Genomic DNA, 16,692 nt, shown 5'->3' with positions numbered 1-16,692 from the left:
GGCGCCCGGCCGTAGCCGGTCGCCGCCCCGCCGCCCGCCCGACACCTGGGTCAGGGGCGTCCGCGGATCAGACCGCGGGCGCCGGGTAGGTCGGGTACTCCACCCCGGAGACGTGCTGGACGACCCGGATGACCTGGCACGAGTAGCCGAACTCGTTGTCGTACCACAGGTAGAGGATCGCGTTGTCGCCCTCGACCTTGGTGGCGCCGGCGTCGACGATCGAGGCGTGGCGCGAGCCGATGAAGTCGCTGGAGACCGCGTCGGGCGCGCTGATGAAGTCGATCTGGCGCTTGAGCGGCGAGGTCAGCGACACGTTGCGGAGGTAGTCGAGCACCTCGGCGCGGTTGGTCTCGCGGGCCAGCTGCAGGTTGAGGATCGCGATCGAGACGTCCGGCACCGGCACCCGGATCGAGCTGCCGGTGATGGTCGCCTCAAGGTCGGGCAGCGCCTTCGCGACGGCGGAGGCGGCACCGGTCTCGGTGATCACCATGTTGAGCGCCGCCGAGCGGCCGCGACGGTCCGACCCGTGGTAGTTGTCCAGCAGGTTCTGGTCGTTGGTGTACGAGTGGACGGTCTCCACGTGGCCGCGGAGCACGCCGTACTCGTCCGCCATCGCCTTCAGCGGCGGGACGATCGCGTTGGTGGTGCAGGACGCGCAGGACAGGATCTGCTCGTCCGGCTTGATGGTGTCGTGGTTGACACCGTGGACGATGTTCGGGACGTCGCCCTTGCCCGGCGCGGTCAGCACGACCTTGGCGATGCCGGGGCGGAGGTGGTTCGACAGGCCCTCGCGGTCACGCCACCGGCCGGTGTTGTCGATCAGGATGGCGTCGTTGATGCCGTACGCCGTGTAGTCCACCGACGTCGGGTCGTTGGAGTAGATCACCTTGATCTCGTGACCGTTGGCGATGATCTTGTCGTTCGCCTCGTCGACGGTGATGGTGCCGTGGAACTGGCCGTGGATGGAGTCCCGGCGCAGCAGCGACGCGCGCTTGACGAGGTCCTCGCCACCGCTGTTGCGCACCACGATGGCCCGCAGCCGCAGGCCGTTGCCGGAGCCGGCCTTCTCGATCAGCAGGCGGGCGAGGAGGCGGCCGATCCGGCCGAAGCCGTACAGCACGACGTCGCGGGACTCGCGGCGCTCCAGCTTGTTCGCGCCCGTGGCGCCGATGACGGCGCCGGCGGTGAACTCCGCCACCGAGAGGCCGCGGTCGTCGGTCTTGTACATCGCGGCGAGCATGCCGACGTCGATCTGGGAGGGGCCGAGGTCGAGGGCGGTGAGCGCCTGCAGGAAGGGCATGGTCTCGGTGACCGAGAGTTCCTCACCGGCTATCTGGCGGGCGAAGCGGTGGGTCTTGAGGATGCTCACCACCGACCTGTTCACCAGAGAACGGCTGTGCAGGAGGACGGTGACGTCCCGCTCCCGGTGCAGCCGGCCGATGATCGGAATCATCGCCTCCGCGATCTCCTCGCGGTTCTTCCAGTCCGTGAACACGTCTTCATTGACAGTCACAAGTTCATCTTTCGGGTTAGGCAACGTTCACATGCTACCTTTCGGCCAATTTCGAGGAGTACGGGGACCCTCCTGATCAGCACGTTCCCGCGAAGGCACCGCCGGGGGCCGCCCCGGACGGCCCGGCGGGCGACCGGCGGGAGGGTCACCCGCCGGGAGCCGGCGGGCCCGTCGCCGCGGACGGGGGCCCGCCGGCCGGGCGGTCGTGCGGGGGGCTACGGCACGGGCTGCTGCTGGGTCACGCAGTGGATGCCGCCGCCGCCCGCGCCGAGGCTGTCGATGTTGAGCTGCTCGACGGCCCGGCCGGGGAAGACCCTGGCGAGCGTCGCCCGGGCCGCCGCGTCGGCCCGGGTGTCGCCGAACTGCGCCGAGATCACCGCGCCGTTGCAGAGGTAGTAGTTGGCGTAGGAGCCGACGAAGTTCGGGTCGGCCGAGCGGATGAGGTTGTAGTCGGGGCCCTGGATCCGGGACAGCGAAAGGGCGTTGCCCTGCGGGTCGGTGGCGGTGGACAGGGCCTGGTACTGCTGGCGCTGGTCGTTGGACCAGACGTCGGTGTCGGACGCGAGGGGCGCCTGGACCAGTGCGGTGGCGTCGGCCAGGAACCTGGACGTGGCGTCGACGTGGTCCCCGGTGATGTCCTGGCCGACGACCCCGGGGAACCAGACGACCTTGGTGGCGCCGTACGCGGCGCACATCGCGGCCTCGATCTGGGCCTGGGTCCTGCTGCCGTTGCGCCGGGACTCGACCAGGCTGCTCCGGGTGGCCATCAGCAGGCCGTCGCCGTCGGTCTCGATCGCGCCGCCCTCGCCGACGAACCCGGCGGCGGTGAACGGCACTCCGGCGTAGGCCGCGACCTTCGCCGCGACCAGGGCGTCCTTGGCGTGGGTCTGCCGGTTGCCCCAGCCGTTGAAGTTGAGGCCGACGGCGTCCAGGCCGCCGGCGCCGTTGGTGCGGAACACCGGTCCTGAGTCCCGCATCCAGCAGTCGTCCACCGGGATGGTGCCGATGACGGTGACGGCGGATCCGCAGGCGGACCGTGCCTTGGAGACGCTGGCGGAGTTCGCGCACATGACGACCGGCTCGTACTTCGCGATCGTCTTCGCGATCAGCGCGATGTTCGCCTGGACGCCCGCCAGTTGGCGGCCCCAGATGGCGGAGCTGTCGGGCCAGGCCATCCAGGTCCGGGTGTGCCGGACGGTGTCGAGCGGCACGGCGTAGGCCGCCGCCGCGGCGCCCGCCGGTCGCGGGGCACCGCCGGCCGCGTGGGCGGCGGCACCGCCGAGCGCGGTGGCGCCGGCGGCGCCGGCCAGGGTGAGCCCGGCGGCGGCGAGGAAGTTCCTCCGGCCGAGGGCGTGCGTGGGTGTCCTGCCGGATGAGACGTGCTGGGGGTGGTGCTCGTTCATGTCTGGCCTCCCGTCACCCGTCGGGCGGACCTGCCCGACCGACTGGGGAGGACCGTATTATTGACCGAGCGCTCGGTCAATAATTGCGACGGAACTGCCCGGCCGGACGGTCAGGAATCCACCCCCGGCACCGCGCGGCACCGCACCGCCGTTGCGGGCCGTGCCGGCCGCCGCCCCCCGCCCCTCCGGCTGCCTACGGCACGGGCTGCGGCTGGGTGACGCAGTGGATCCCGCCGCCGCCGGCACCGACCGAGTCGATGTTCAGCTGCTCGATCACCCGCCCGGGGAAGAGGCCCTGCAGGGTGGCCTTGGCGGCCGCGTCGGCCTTGCTGTCGCCGAACTGGGCGGAGATGACCGCGCCGTTGCAGACGTAGTAGTTGGCGTAGGAGCCGACGAAGTTCGCATTGGCCGACCGGATCACGTTGTAGTCCGGACCACCGATCTTCGTGACCCGCACCGCGCCCCCGGTCGCGTCGGTGGCGGTGGACAGCACGTTGTACTGGTTGACCTCGTCGTTGTACCAGCCGTCGTGCGCGTCCTTGACGTTCGGCTGCTGCACCAGGCCCTTGCCGACCTCGACGAAGCGACTCGTCGCGTCGACGTGGTCACGGGTGATGTCGCCGGAGTCGATGTAGCCGTCGAACCAGATCACCTTGGTCGCGCCGTACGCGGCGAGCATCGCGGCCTCGGCCTGGGCCTGCGTCATGGCGCCGTTGCGGGCCGGGTCCAGGATGCTGCTGCGGGTGGCCATCAGGGTGCCCGCGCCGTCCGCCTCGATCGCCCCGCCCTCGGCCACGAAGCCCGGGACGGCGGTGAAGGGGACCCCGGCGTGGGCGGCGACGAGCGCGGCGACCTGGGCGTCCTTGGCATGGGTCTGCTTGTTGCCCCAGCCGTCGAAGTTCAGGCCGACGGCGTCCAGCCCGCCGGCCCCGTTGGTGCGGAACACCGGGCCCGAGTCCCGCATCCAGCAGTCGTCCACCGGGATCGTGCTGATGACCGTCACGTTGGCGGCGGAGCAGGCCTTCTTCGCGGCCGCGGCGCTGGCCGGGTTGGCGCACATGATCACCGGCTCGTACTTCGCGATCGTGTTGGCGATCAGCGCGATGTTCGCCTGGATGCCGGCCAGCGAGGTGCCGCCGCGCCGGCTGCCGTTCCAGATCGCCGTGCTGTCGGGCCAGGCCATCCAGGTCCGGGTGTGCCGGACGGTGTCGATCGGGACCCGGAAGGTCCCGGTGCCGCCCGTGGCGGTGGGGGTCGGGGTCGGCGAGGGGGTGCCGCACCCGGGGGTGTCGGCGGCCTGCGCCACCTGGGAGGTGCCGCTGTTGGCCGCCCACACGACGCCGACGGCGGTCAGCCCCGCCGCCGCCAGCACCCGGCGCCTGCCCAGCACCGGTGCCTGCGGTCTGCCGGGCCGGTCCTCGGTGGGGATCTGCTCGTTCATGTCCCGTCCTCCATGTCTGCCACCGGCGGGTCGTCCGCCGATGGATCGGAAAGCTATAACTGACCAAGCGCTCGGTCAATACTTTCTCCGAGGCCTTTCAAGGCCGGGCCCGCACCGCACCGTCGGGACATCGGCCCAGCTCAGGCCGGGGCCGACCGCCCCCGGCCACCGCCCGCCCCGGCGGACCGGGCGCCCGCGAAGGCCCGTCCGTACACCCCCGCCGGCCCGGCCAGGAGCAACACGGCCGGGCGGGCCGGCCAGGATCCGGGCCGAATCCTCCACGCGAGATCCACTGCGGACGGCCGACTCGTTACAGTTCGCGGGTGGCTACCCGATCCAGTGACACCCCGTCCAAGCCCGTCCCGGCAGAGCGGCCGGCCGGCCGGACCCGCGCGTCGGCGAAGGGCGAGCAGACCCGGGCCCGCCTGATCGCGGCGGCCCGGACCCTGTTGGCGGGCGACGGCAGCATCCCGTTCACCACCCGGAACGTCGCCGCCGCCGGCGGGGTGACCCACGGCATGTGCCACTACCACTTCCAGGACCGCACCGATCTGATCCTGGCCGTGGTCGAGGACATCCGGCCGGAGTGGATCACCCCCCTGGAGGAGGCGGTCGGCTCCCCCGGGCCGTTCGCCGAGCGGGCCGAACGCGTGATCGGCCTGCTGAGCCGGCCGGAGGGCGCCGACCTGTCCCGGCTGCACTCGGCGCTGCACTGGTTCGCGCTCAACGACGACCGGGTCCGGGCGAGCCTGGCGGGCGAGTACCGCCGGTGGCGGGCCTGCTTCGTCACGCTCTACCAGGTGCTGGCCGAGGAACGGCGCAACGGGCTGGACGCCCGCACCCTGGGCGAGGCGGCGGCCGCCGCGGTGGACGGGCTGGCCGCGATCCAGTCCCTGGACGAGGAGGTCGACGCGGAGGCCGTGGTGCGCGCGGTCGTGCTGGGGCTGGCCTCGACGGGCACCGGGCGCTGAGCCCGCGGCACGGCGTCCCGCCCGCCGGTGGGGACGCCCGGCCGGCGACCGCCGTCAGGACGCCCCGGCCGGCGATGCCGCGGCCTGCGGCTGCTGCTGGGTGGAGCAGTGGATGCCGCCGCCGCCCGCGGCGATGGCGTTGATGCCGACCTGGACGACCTGGCGGTCGGGATGGAGCTCCGCCAGGACGGCCGCGGCCCGGGCGTCGGCGTCGCGGTCGCCGAACCGGGGCATGATCACCCCGCCGTTGACGACGTAGTAGTTGAGGTAGGTGGCGAGGAAGTCGTCCCCGCCGCCGTCGATCTTCGAGAGGTCCGGTTCGGTGAGCTCCACGACCCGCAGGCCCCGGCCCCTGGCGTCGGTGGCGGTCCTCAGTACTTGCAGGGCCTGGTCGGAGGCGGTCGACCAGATGTCCGGCGGCGCGTCCGGGCCGGGCCGGTGGAGCACCACCACGCCCGGCTCGGCGAACCGCGCCAGGGCGTCGACGTGGCAGTCGGTGATGTCCTTCCCGGCCACGCCCTGGAACCAGATCACCCGCTGCACCCCGAGCAGCTCCTGGAGCGCCGCCTGGATCTGGTCCCGGGTCCGGCCCGGGTTGCGGTTCGGGTTGACAAGCGAGCTCTCGGTGGCCATCAGGGTGCCCTCGCCGTCGACCTCGACGGCGCCGCCCTCCGCGGTGACCTGCGCCTGGATCCGGCGGATCCCGTAGTGGTCGAGCAGGGCGGCGGCGACCCGGCCGTCGTTGTCATGGGTCTGCTTGCCGCCCCAGCCGTTGAAGTTGAAGTCCACCCCGGCGAGGCCGGGCGGACCGGTGACGAAGGTGGGGCCGGTGTCCCGGGCCCAGAGGTCGTCCACCGGGAGGTCGAGGACCTCGACGCTGTCGCCGCACAGCCGCCTGGCCTCCGCGCTCTGGTCCGGGCGGGCCATCAGGACCACCGGCTCGAACCCGGCGACGGCCTGGGCCACGCCCGCGATGTCGCGGCGGACGGCGGCCAGCTGGTCGCCCCAGACCTCCTCCAGCGCGGGCCAGGCCATGAAGGTCCGGGTGTGCGGCTGCCACTCGGCCGGCATGGCGAGCGCGGCGGCGCCGCCGGGCGCGGGGCCGGCGGCGCCCGTGCTCGCCGTCGCCCCGGCCGGCGGGCCAGCCGAGGGATCCGAGCCGCAGCCGTCGAGCAGGGCCACGGCGGCCAGGACCGCCCCGGAACGCAGCAGCGTCCGGCGGGAGAGGGCGGGGCTTGGCATGCGGATCCCCTGACGCCGGGAGGGTCACCCGAAATCGGGTGATATCCGATGATAGTGGCGCTGATCACCCGGAGGGCGGCCCGCACGCCACCGTTCGGGCGACCCGCCCGGAGCCCGTCCGCCGGACCTGCCGGTCCGTGACCGGAGCAGGTCCGGGCCGGCCGGTCGTGACCGGGTCGGGTCCGGGCCGCCGCCGTGGGGGCGCGGGCGGCCCGGACCCGGGTCCGGTGGCCGCGCTACAGCGCGCGGCGGGCCTCGGCGATACCCCGCGGGTCCCAGCCGGGCCTCGGGACGGAGTCCAGCAGGAGCCGGGTGTAGGGGTGCCGGGGGCGGGCCAGTACCTCGGCGGTCCGGCCGGACTCGACGATCTTCCCCCGGCGCATCACGATGACCTCGTCGGTGACGCACCGCACCACGCCGAGGTCGTGGGTGATGAACAGGTAGCCGATGCCGGTCTCGTCCCGGATGTCCGCCAGCAGGTTGAGGATCTGGGCCTGGACGGACACGTCCAGCGCCGCCACCGCCTCGTCCAGGACCAGGACGGCCGGCTGGACCGCCAGGGCCCGGGCGATCGCCACCCGCTGGCGCTGCCCGCCGGACAGCTGCCGGGGCAGCGCGGCGGCCTCCCTCGTCCCGAGGCCCACCTGCTCCAGCAGCTCGGCGATCCGCCGGTCGTGGTCGCCGTCCGGGAAGTGCAGCCGGAGCGTCTCCCGCAGCACGGCGCCGACGGGGGTGCGCGGGTCCAGCGAGAGGTACGGGTCCTGGAAGACCATCTGCACCTCGCGGGCGCGGGCCAGCCGGTGCGCCCGGCCGCGCCGGTGCTCGGTCCGGTCCCGCCGGTGCACCAGGACCCGGCCGGAGTCCGCGCTCTCCAGCCCGACGACGATCCGCGCGGTGGTCGTCTTGCCCGAGCCGGACTCCCCGACGATGCCCAGCGAACCGCCCTCGGCGAGGGTGAACGACACGTCGTCCACCGCCTGGACGCTGCCGTAGGCCCGGTGCAGGCCGAGCACCTCCAGGACGGTCTTCCTCATCGACGGCTCTCCCTTCGGGCTGGTCACGGTGCCCGTACCCGGCCCGGGGCCGGCTTCCATCGGCGCCTCACGCATGGACGCTCCCCTCGCCCGTCCGGTCGCTGTGGTGGCAGGCCACCCGGCGGGCCGGCTCGCCGGCCACCGGCAGCAGCGCCGGTGCCTGCTGGCTGCAGAGGAAGGTCGCCAGCGGGCAGCGGGGGGCGAACGGGCAGCCCACCAGCTCCTCCTGGAGGCTCGGCGGCCTGCCCTCGATGGCGGCGAGCCGGCCCGCGGGGGCCTCCAGCCGTGGCGTCGAGTTGAGCAGCGCCGCCGTGTAGGGGTGGCGCGGGCGGTCGAACAGGGCCTCGGCCGGGCCGGTCTCGGCGATCCGCCCGGCGTACATCACGTAGACCCGGTCACTGATGGCGGCGGCGAGCCCGAGGTCGTGGGTGACGAAGAGCAGGCCGGTGCCGAAGCGGGTCCGGAGGTCCCCGAGCAGGGCGACCACCTCGGCCTGGGTGGTGACGTCCAGGGCCGTGGTGGGCTCGTCGGCCAGGATCAGCGCCGGGTCTCCCATCAGGGCGGCGGCGATCATGACGCGTTGCAGCATGCCGCCGGACAGCTCGCCCGGGTACTGCCGCAGGGCGGCGGCGGTGAGGCCGACCGCCTCCAGCATCTCGGCGGCCCGCGCGGTGGCCGCGGCCGGGGCGGCGCCGGCGTTGAGCCGCACGCTCTCGGTGAGGAAGTCCCCGATCCGGCGGAGCGGGTTGATGGCGGCGCGCGGGTCCTGGAAGATCATGGCCGCGCTGCTGGTCCGCAGGCGGCGGAGCTGCTCGGGAGCCATGGTCAGGACGTCCTCGCCGTTGACCCGGACGGTGCCCTCGGTACGGGCGCCGGCCGGGAGCAGCCCGAGGACGCTGCGCGAGGTGAGGCTCTTGCCGGAGCCGGACTCGCCGACCAGGGCGACCGTCTCGCGGGCCCCGACGGTGAGGTCGACGCCGGCGAGCACGGGTCTCGCGGTGTCCGGCAGGCTCAGGCGGTAGGCCTGGATGTCGAGGGTGGTCATCGGTCCCTCCTGGCGACCTGGTCGGCCCAGCGCTCGCCGACGACGTTGAAGGCGACCACGGTCAGCACGATGGCGGCGCAGGGCAGGATCGCCGACAGGGGGTAACCGTGCTGGATGGCGGACTGGCCGTCGAAGACCATCCGGCCCCAGTCGGGCGTCAGCGCGGGCACGCCGAGTCCGAGGAAGGAGAGGCCGGCCAGGTCGATGAGGGCGTAGCCGAAGTTGACGGTGGACTGGGCGAGCACGACGGGGGCGATGCCCGGGACGACGTGCCGCAGGCAGATCTGCAGGCCCGAATGGCCCTGCACCTGGTACGCCTCCACGTACGGGCGGCGGCGCTCGGCGAGCACCAGGGAGCGGGTGAGGCGGCTGACGTAGGGCAGGTAGGCGATGGCGAGGGCGATCACCGGGGCGAGCAGGCCCTCGCCGTAGACCGAGACGATCAGGATCGCCAGCAGCATGCCGGGGAACGCGAAGACCAGCTCGGTGCTGCGGGACAGCACGGAGTCCAGCCAGCCGCCGCGCCAGGCGGCCGCCACCCCGACGGCGACGCCGGCCAGGGTGGAGAAGGCGACCACGCCGAGCGGTCCGAGCAGCGAGGTGCGGGCTCCGGTCAGCAGGCGGGACAGGGTGTCGCGGCCGGAGGCGTCGACCCCGAGCAGGTGGTCCGCCGAGGGCCCGGCGAGGGCGTTGCCCAGGTCGACGGCGTTGGGGTCGTACGGCGCCAGCCAGGGGGCGAGCAGCGCGGCGAGGACCACCAGGGCGACGAAGCCCAGGCAGAGCCGTTGCAGCGGTGCGCGGGTGGTGCGGATCCGGGCCAGGCCGGGCCTGCGCAGCAGGGTCGCGGTCATGCGGCGGACCTCCTCGGCCCGAGGGTGACCCTGGGGTCGACCAGCGGGTGCAGCAGGTCGACGACCAGGTTCACCGTCATGAACAGGCCGACCATGATCAGGGAGATGGCCTGCACGGTGGGGAAGTCCTTGGTGGTGGTGGACAGTTCGAGGAGCTGCCCGATGCCGCCGACGCTGAACGCGGACTCCACCAGGACGGTGCAGACCAGCAGGGTGGAGACGATCAGGCCGCCGGTGGTGAGGACGGTGCCGAGCGCGTTGCGGAACACGTGCCGGCGGATCACCTTGTGGTCGGAGACCCCGCGGCTGCGGGCCACGGTGACGTGCTCCTGGCCGAGGACCTCCAGCATCGCGGCGCGGGTCACCCGGGCGAGCATGCCGATCAGGTAGAGCGCCAGGGCCACCGCGGGCAGGGTCAGGTGCCAGATCATCTGGCCGAGGCCGTCCCCGGTGCCGCCGGTGGGGAACCAGCCGAGCTTCACCGCGAACAGGCCCTGGAGCAGGACGGCCGCGACGAAGGACGGCGTGCCGAGCGCGAAGGTGGTGCTGACCAGGATGGTGGAGTCGGCGGCGCCGCCGCGCACCGCGCCGATCCAGCCCAGCAGCAGGCCGAGCGCGACGACCAGCACGAGGGCCATCCCGACCAGCAGCAGGGTGCTGGGCAGCCGGTCCGCGAGCAGCCGGGACACGTCGGTGCGGTAGGTGATCGAGCGGCCGAAGTCGCCGTGCAGGATCTGGCCGGTCCAGCGCAGGTACTGGAGCACGAACGGGTCGTCCAGGTGGTACTGGGCGTTGATCGCCTTCAGTGCCTCCGGTGAGGCCGAGCGGCCGGAGAGCAGGAAGCTGGCCGGGTTGCCCGGCGCCAGGTACATCGCGCCGAAGATCACGAACGAGGCGCCGAACAGCGTGGCGGCCATCTCGGCCAGCCGTCGTGCGGCGAATCTCAGGAAGCTCACCGGGCCGCTCCCACGTCGGCCGCCCACGGGTAGTACATGTACGAGATGGTGGTGGGCGCGCCGGTGATCCTCTTGTTCAGGAACACCGCGGTGGGCCACTCGGCGACCGGTATCCACAGCAGCTCGTCGGAGGCGATCTTCTGGAGCTGCGCCTCGATCGCGAACCGCTGGGCGGGGTCGGCGGTGGTCGTGGCCTTCTTGACCAGGTCGTCGTAGGCGGGGTCGCTGAAGCCCGCGTAGTTCTGGAAGGCGCCGGTCTTGAAGTTGGCCAGCAGGTCCAGCGGGTCGGTGATCGAGTCGTAGTACGTCTCGGGGAACATGTCGATGCCCTCGCGTGCCTCGGCCGAGGTGAAGAGCGAGGTGAAGGCGTTCGGCGCGATGGTCTTCAGCTGGACGTCCAGGCCGATGCCGGTGCCGGCCGCCTGCACGGCCGTGGCCAGCAGCGACACGTCCTGGCCGATCGGGCTGGTGGCGACGGTGACGGTCTTGCCGGCCGCGCCCGCCTCCTTGATCAGGGCCTTGGCCCGGGCCAGGTCGGGGGTGGTGGGGGTGAGGCCCTCGAAGGCGTCCTTCCTGGTCTCCTCGGGGGCGGCCGCCCAGGCGGCGCGGGTGGTGAGCGAGCCGGTGACGGTGCCCGCGCCGCCGAGGCCGGCCTTCACGAAGCCGGAGCGGTCGAGCGCGAGCGAGAGCGCCTTGCGGACCCTGACGTCGCCGAGCACGCCGCTCATGTTGGTGACGTTGACGTTGACGGTGCTCAGGCCCTCGCCGAAGTAGAGCTTGCCGGCGCCGCTGGCGCGCAGCCGCTCGTAGCTCTCGGTGGGGATCAGGTAGCCGCCGTCGGCCTCGCCGGTGATCATGGCGTTGACCCGGGCCGAGGGGTCGGTGAGGAAGCGGAACTCGGCCTTGGCCGCCTTCGCCTTGGTGCCCCAGTAGCTGTCGAAGCGGCGGAGTTCGAGGGACTGGCCCTTGTTCCAGGCGCCGAGCTCGAACGGGCCGGTGCAGTCCAGGCTGCCGGTGGTGCCGTAGTCCTTGCCCGCGGCCTCGATGCCGGCCTTGGACGCCACCACGCCGGCGGCGGTCGCCATGTACTGGTTGAACTGCGAGTCCGGCTGGACGAGCTTGACGGTGACCTGGAGCGGACCGGTCCTGGTGACCGTGCTGACGTTCTGGAACTGCTGGGCCCAGGCGGCGGCGTTGTCGGGGTTCAGCTGCCGGCCGAGGCTGTAGACCACGTCGTCGGCGGTCAGCACGCTGCCGTCGTGGAAGTGCACGCCCGGGCGCAGGTCGTAGACCCAGGTGGTGGGGTCGGGGTTGGACGCCTTCTCCGCCAGGCCCGGGGCGAGCGTGAGCTGCGGGGTCCACCGCATCAGGCTCTCGCAGACGTTGGAGAGGATGGTGTTCTGCGGGTAGTCGAACGCGGCGATGTAGTCGAGCGTGGGGGGCTCGGCGTACAGCGCCCAGGTGAAGGAGTCGATGCCGCCCGTGGCGGCGGGCGTGTCCTGGGAGAGCTGGTAGGAGGATCCGCTCCCGGAGTCGCCGGCCTTCGGCGGCCCGGCGCAGGCCGCGACCAGGGCGAGGCCGGCGAGGGCCGCGACGGGCAGGGCCGGGCGCCGGCGGGGGGAGGTACGGGATCTGGATCCGTCCTGGGTGTCAGCCATCGGTCTTCTCTCTTCCGTGCTCACGGGGGTGGCGAGGGAGGTGGGTCAGCGGCCGTCGCGGCTGTGGGGACACGACGGGCCGGGGGCTGGGACCGGTGCGGGACGCGCGGGTCACCCGGAGCGGCGCGCGGCCGGCACCTGCTGGGTGATGCAGTGGACCCCGCCGCCGCCGTAGGCGATCACGCGGGAGCGGACACCGACGACCTTGCGGCCGGGCAGGGCCGCCGCGAGCACGGCGAGCGCGCCCTCGTCCTCGGGGATGTCCGCCACCGGGACGACGACTCCGCCGTTGGCGATGTAGAAGTTGAGGTAGCCTACCTCGGTCTCCTTGCCGTTGACCTGGACGAATGCGCTCTGCGGCAGGTCGATGACCTCCAGCTTGCGGCCCTGGGCGTCGACTGCGGCCGCCAGCACCGCCCGGTTGGCACGCATCCGCTCGTAGTCGGGGTGCGCGGGGTCCGAGGGCAGCTGGACGACGACCTTGCCCGGCGCGACGAAGGCGCAGACGCCGTCCACGTGGCCGTCCGTCTCGGTGTCCAGGAGCCCGCCGTACGGCAGCCAGATCACGGTGCTGACGCCGAGCTTCGCGACCAGCTCGGCCTCGATCTCGGCCTTGCTCATGCCGGGGTTGCGGTTGGGGTTGAGCAGGCACTGCTCGGTGGTGATCAGGGTGCCCTCGCCGTCGACGGTGATCGCGCCGCCCTCAAGAATCATCCGGGAGTCGATCCGCTCGACGCCGAGGCGCTCCAGCAGCGCGGCGGCGATCTTGTCGTCGGTGTCGTAGGGGTGGTGCTTCTCGCCCCAGGCGTTGAAGCGGAAGTCGACGCCCGCCCGCCCGCCATCCGGGCCGAGGACGAAGATCGGGCCGGAGTCGCGGAACCAGGAGTCGTCCAGCGGCAGTTCGACGACCTCGACGGTGTCGCCGCACAGCGCCCGGGCCTCCTCGCCCTGCCCCGGGCGGGCGACCATGGTCACCGGCTCGAACCCGGCGATCGCCCGGGCGACCTGCGCGTACTCGCGCTTGACCTCCTCGAAGGTGTCGCCCCACAGCTCGACCCTGGTGGGCCAGGCCATCAGGCAGCCGTCGTGCTCGGTCCACTCGGCCGGCATGCGAAACGTCATGGTGCTCTCCTGGGTGAAGGTTCGTTCAGGGTGGAGGGGCGGAGCCCCGGCGTCCGCCGGGCCTGCGCCGGTTCGGGCCGGCCGCCGTCCGCACGACGGCGGCCGGGCCCGGGGAGCGGTGCTCCCGGTCAGAAGGCGGGCGGCACGGCCGGCTGCGACTGGGTGGCGCAGTGGATCCCGCCGCCGCCGCTCGCGATGGCGTCGATGTCGAGCTGGACGACGTCGCGGCCGGGGTAGGTGGCCTGGAGGATCGCGTAGGCGACCCCGTCCGCGTACGCGTCGCCGAACTGCGGCACGAAGACGGCGCCGTTGGCCACGTAGAAGTTGGTGTAGCCGGCCAGGAAGTCCTTGCCCTTGCCCCGGATCGCCTTGGGGTCGGGGCAGGGCAGTTCGGTGACCGCCAGCCGGCGGCCCCGGGCGTCGGTCGCGGTCCGCAGGATCTCCTTGGCCTGGTCGTAGACCGCCACCCACTTGGGGTGGGCCCCGGGTGCGGGGCGGTCCAGGAGCACCTTGCCGGGCGCGGTGAACCGGGCCAGGTAGTCGACGTGCGCGTCGGTGATGTCCGCGCCGGCCAGCCCGGGGATCCAGATCACCTTGTCGATCCCGAGGGCCGACCTCAGCCCCTGTTCGACCTCGTCCCGGCTCAGGCCCGGATTGCGGTTGGCGTTCACCAGCGAACTCTCGGTGGCCAGCAGGGTGCCCTGGCCGTCGGTCTCCAGCGAGCCGCCCTCGCCGGTGAACGGGGCCCGGATCCGCTCGACGCCGAACTGCTCCAGCAGCGTCGCGGCAGCCGCGGCGTCGTTGGCGTAGGGCTGGTAGTACGACGTACCGCTCTTGCCCCAGCCGTTGAAGTTGGTGTCCACCCCGGCGACGGCGCCGGGGGCGACCACGAAGGTCGGGCCGAAGTCCCGGATCCACAGGTCGTCGTTCGGGATCTCCAGGACCTCGATGCCGTAGTAGCCGCCCCGGCCGCAGGCGTACCGGGCGTCGGCGGCCTGGGAGGGCCGGGCGATCAGGACGACCGGCTCGTAGCGCGAGATCTCGTAGGCGAGTCTGGCGATGTCCCGGCGGACCGCGGGGAGTTGCTCGTGCCAGACGGACGAGAGCGCCGGCCAGGCCATGAAGGTGCGCAGGTGCCGGTCGTCCTCGGCGGGCATCCGCAGGGTGGCGCCCGACGGGCTCACGGCGGCGCGGGCGGTGCCGGGGAGGGTCGTGCCGAGGGCCGCCAGGGGCAGCGCCGCCGCGCCGAACTGGAGCAGCCGGCGGCGGGACGGAAGTGCTGACGTGTTCAAAAAAGACTCCCTGGAGGGTGCTGGGAGGTGGGGTATGCCCCGCATCCTGCCCTCAACTGAAAATTCAGTCAAGACCTGCGGCTCTGGAAGGTTCACCCCGCATCCCCGGACGAGCCGCCCGCACCGCCCGGAGTCCGACCCCGGGCCGGGTTCTCCTCCATGCGACAGCACTGAACAGGGACATCGCCGAATCGGAGCCGCCGGAGCACCCTGATGATCTCATCAGGAAATGCCCCCGAAGCCTCCGCGAGCCGGTAGAGTGATCGCTCGTGTCCGACCGTCGAACCGAAATACTCAGAGCCGCCACCCGGGTCATCACCCGGCGTGGCGTGCGCGGCCTGCGCGTGGGCGAACTGGCAGCCGAGGCGGGGGTGTCGACCTCGCTGATCTACTACCACTTCACCGACCGGGCGGGCATCCTGCGCCAGACGCTGGAGTTCATCAGCGACCGCGCCGACCGCTACACCGCGGAGCGCGACCCCGGCACACCCGCCGACAGCCCCCGGGCCGAGTTGGAGCAAGTGCTGCTGCTGGAGCTCCAGGACACCGCCGAGGTGCGGGAGAACAGCACCGCCTGGGGGGAGTTGCGAGCCAGTGCGGTCTTCGACCCGGATCTGCGCGAGGAGCTGGCCAGGGCCACCCACACCTGGGTCCACGAGATCGCCGAGCTGCTGGGGCGGGCCCACCCGGCGGGCACCGCACCGGCGCACGCGGCCTCGGCCGAGCGGCTGACCGCCCTGCTGGAAGGCCTCAGCGTCCGCTGGCTCAGCGGCTCCCTGCCCCTGGACCACGCCCGCCGCCTGCTGCGGGACGCGATCGCCGCCGAACTGCAGCGGACCTGAACACCGCACTGCCGGACCAGGCGTCCGCGCGGCGGCCCCGGGCAGGCGCCAGGCGCCCCGACAGACGCCCGGCAGGCACCCCTGAGACACGTACCGGGCACGCACCAACGGCCCCCTGCCGCACGGCAGGGGGCCGGTTCGCCTCCCCGGGCCGGGGTGCCACCTCCTCATCGATGCGACAAGGGCCGCTTCCCGTCCCAGCTCTTGACTGAATTTTCAGTCAATGCGACAGTGTCGCTGTATCAAGACAAGCCCATTCTCCGGTACTGCACAGCCGGCCGGCCGGACCGACCCGGCGCACAGCGACGGGCCGGCCGGGCCGGAGGCTCCCGGTCCATGGGCACCCACGTGACCGCCCCGGTGCGAGCCACGGGCCGATGCCCTCCCGCAGGGCGCTGAACTCCAGGACACTGGGAGAACCCCTCCGATGCTTCCGCACATGCTGATCCCGCCCGTGGGTGCTCCGCCCGGGTTCCGGTTCGACATCCGCCCGACCGCGACGCCGGACGGGGTCGGAACGGTACGACGGCTGCTGCGCGACGCGCTCGTCGCCGTCCAGCTCGACCCCGACACGCCCTGCCTGCTGCTCTCGGAGCTGCTGACCAACGCCCTGGTCCACGGGGGCAGCGCCTCCGTGATCATGGAGTTGCGGGCCGGCTGCCTCCTGATCGCCGTCGCCGACCACTCCCCCGCCCGGGTGGAGCGGCTGCCCGAGTGCTCCGAACGGACCGGCGGACGGGGCCTCGCCCTGGTCGAGGCCCTGGCCGACGCCTGGGGCGTCTCCCCCTTCGGCGCCGGCGGCAAGGCCGTCTGGGCCTCGGTCGCGGCGGCCTGACGCCGGCCCCACACCCCCGCGCCCAGCCGATCCGGCGGGCGCCGACACCCACGGCAGGGCCGGAGGAACACCGTCCGCCCGGCCGGCTGCACGAAAGGCCCGGTGGCACCCCATGCTCCGCAACGGACTCGAACCCTGGCACATCCTGGTCGTGACGGCCGTCGTCGTCCTGCTGTTCGGCTCGAAGAAACTGCCCGACATGGCCCGCGGCCTGGGCAGGTCCATGCGGATCCTGAAGGCCGAGACGGCCGCCCTGCGCGAGGACGAACCCGCCGCGCCCGAGGGCGCCGCCCCGGCCGGCCCGCCGCACCCGGCGGTGGCCGCCTCGGAGCGGAGGCCCGCCGCACCGGGGCCCGCCGGGCAGCAGCCTTCCGGGCCGCAAGCGTCCGGGCCGCAGCCACGGCACGGCAACGCCGGCTGAGCCCGGCGGCCGGCCCTGCGCCGGCAGGGGACGTGCGGAGCGGGGCAGGGACCGAGGTGCCTGCCC

The 16,692-nt window shown here is 73.1% G+C and carries 15 protein-coding genes; 4 read left to right on the top strand and 11 right to left on the bottom strand.

The features are described 5' to 3' along the window. Positions 1-67: 67 nt before the first annotated feature. The 3 genes from IE329_RS38895 to IE329_RS38885 all read right to left on the bottom strand — a co-directional run bounded on the left by IE329_RS38895 (position 68) and on the right by IE329_RS38885 (position 4,357). Entirely contained in the window at positions 68-1,513 is a 1,446-nt protein-coding gene (locus tag IE329_RS38895; RefSeq protein WP_190215801.1) for a glyceraldehyde-3-phosphate dehydrogenase, read from the bottom strand. Between the two features lie 215 nt (positions 1,514-1,728). Further along, positions 1,729-2,916 carry an agmatine deiminase family protein gene (locus IE329_RS38890; protein ID WP_190215800.1) on the bottom strand — a complete coding sequence of 396 codons (1,188 nt, stop codon included), beginning with the start codon at positions 2,914-2,916 and terminating at the stop codon, positions 1,729-1,731. A gap of 193 nt (positions 2,917-3,109) precedes the next feature. Continuing rightward, entirely contained in the window at positions 3,110-4,357 is a 1,248-nt protein-coding gene (locus tag IE329_RS38885) for an agmatine deiminase family protein (protein WP_190215799.1), read from the bottom strand. A gap of 323 nt (positions 4,358-4,680) precedes the next feature. On the opposite strand from IE329_RS38885, the gene IE329_RS38880 reads away from it, so the two are divergent. Further along, complete coding sequence (locus IE329_RS38880) at positions 4,681-5,328, top strand: TetR/AcrR family transcriptional regulator (RefSeq protein ID WP_190215798.1); 648 nt, start codon at positions 4,681-4,683, stop codon at positions 5,326-5,328. A 54-nt stretch (positions 5,329-5,382) separates the two neighbouring features. Here the strand turns inward: IE329_RS38880 and IE329_RS38875 are convergent, their stop codons facing one another. From IE329_RS38875 to IE329_RS38840, 8 genes are all read right to left on the bottom strand, one after another. Continuing rightward, entirely contained in the window at positions 5,383-6,570 is a 1,188-nt protein-coding gene (locus IE329_RS38875; protein WP_190215797.1) for an agmatine deiminase family protein, read from the bottom strand. A gap of 236 nt (positions 6,571-6,806) precedes the next feature. Next, positions 6,807-7,604, bottom strand: a complete 798-nt coding sequence (locus IE329_RS38870; RefSeq protein ID WP_190215796.1) for an ABC transporter ATP-binding protein — start codon at positions 7,602-7,604, stop codon at positions 6,807-6,809. Positions 7,605-7,671: 67 nt separating this feature from the next. Continuing rightward, a complete protein-coding gene (locus IE329_RS38865) occupies positions 7,672-8,649 on the bottom strand; it encodes an ABC transporter ATP-binding protein (protein ID WP_190215795.1) in 978 nt (325 codons plus the stop codon). Then, positions 8,646-9,500, bottom strand: a complete 855-nt coding sequence (locus IE329_RS38860) for an ABC transporter permease (protein WP_190215794.1) — start codon at positions 9,498-9,500, stop codon at positions 8,646-8,648. The genes IE329_RS38865 and IE329_RS38860 overlap by 4 nt, the downstream gene beginning before the upstream one ends. Then, positions 9,497-10,456, bottom strand: a complete 960-nt coding sequence (locus tag IE329_RS38855) for an ABC transporter permease (protein WP_079197468.1) — start codon at positions 10,454-10,456, stop codon at positions 9,497-9,499. Before IE329_RS38855 ends, IE329_RS38860 begins: the two co-directional genes overlap by 4 nt. Further along, positions 10,453-12,114 (bottom strand): ABC transporter substrate-binding protein, encoded by a 1,662-nt coding sequence (locus IE329_RS38850; protein WP_190215793.1) that lies wholly within the window; start codon positions 12,112-12,114, stop codon positions 10,453-10,455. The genes IE329_RS38855 and IE329_RS38850 overlap by 4 nt, the downstream gene beginning before the upstream one ends. 111 nt (positions 12,115-12,225) lie before the next feature. Then, the gene (locus IE329_RS38845) at positions 12,226-13,236 is read right to left on the bottom strand and encodes an agmatine deiminase family protein (RefSeq protein WP_229928133.1); all 1,011 of its coding nucleotides are present in this window, start codon (positions 13,234-13,236) and stop codon (positions 12,226-12,228) included. Positions 13,237-13,364: 128 nt separating this feature from the next. After that, positions 13,365-14,528 carry an agmatine deiminase family protein gene (locus IE329_RS38840; RefSeq protein ID WP_229928132.1) on the bottom strand — a complete coding sequence of 388 codons (1,164 nt, stop codon included), beginning with the start codon at positions 14,526-14,528 and terminating at the stop codon, positions 13,365-13,367. A gap of 269 nt (positions 14,529-14,797) precedes the next feature. Between IE329_RS38840 and IE329_RS38835 the strand changes: the two genes are divergently transcribed. The 3 genes from IE329_RS38835 (at position 14,798) to tatA (ending at position 16,626) form a co-directional block, all read left to right on the top strand. Further along, the gene (locus IE329_RS38835) at positions 14,798-15,370 is read left to right on the top strand and encodes a TetR/AcrR family transcriptional regulator (RefSeq protein ID WP_190215792.1); all 573 of its coding nucleotides are present in this window, start codon (positions 14,798-14,800) and stop codon (positions 15,368-15,370) included. A gap of 439 nt (positions 15,371-15,809) precedes the next feature. Beyond that, positions 15,810-16,205, top strand: coding sequence for an ATP-binding protein (locus tag IE329_RS38830; protein WP_190215791.1), 396 nt, complete (start codon positions 15,810-15,812; stop codon positions 16,203-16,205). Positions 16,206-16,317: 112 nt separating this feature from the next. Further along, entirely contained in the window at positions 16,318-16,626 is a 309-nt protein-coding gene (gene tatA, locus IE329_RS38825; protein WP_190215790.1) for a Sec-independent protein translocase subunit TatA, read from the top strand. Positions 16,627-16,692: the final 66 nt, after the last annotated feature.

The sequence above is a fragment of the Kitasatospora indigofera genome, from assembly GCF_014655955.1.
GTDB lineage: Bacteria > Actinomycetota > Actinomycetes > Streptomycetales > Streptomycetaceae > Kitasatospora > Kitasatospora indigofera.
The sequence above is the reverse complement of the archived record's forward strand: the minus strand, read 5'-3'. Positions and strand labels throughout refer to the sequence as shown.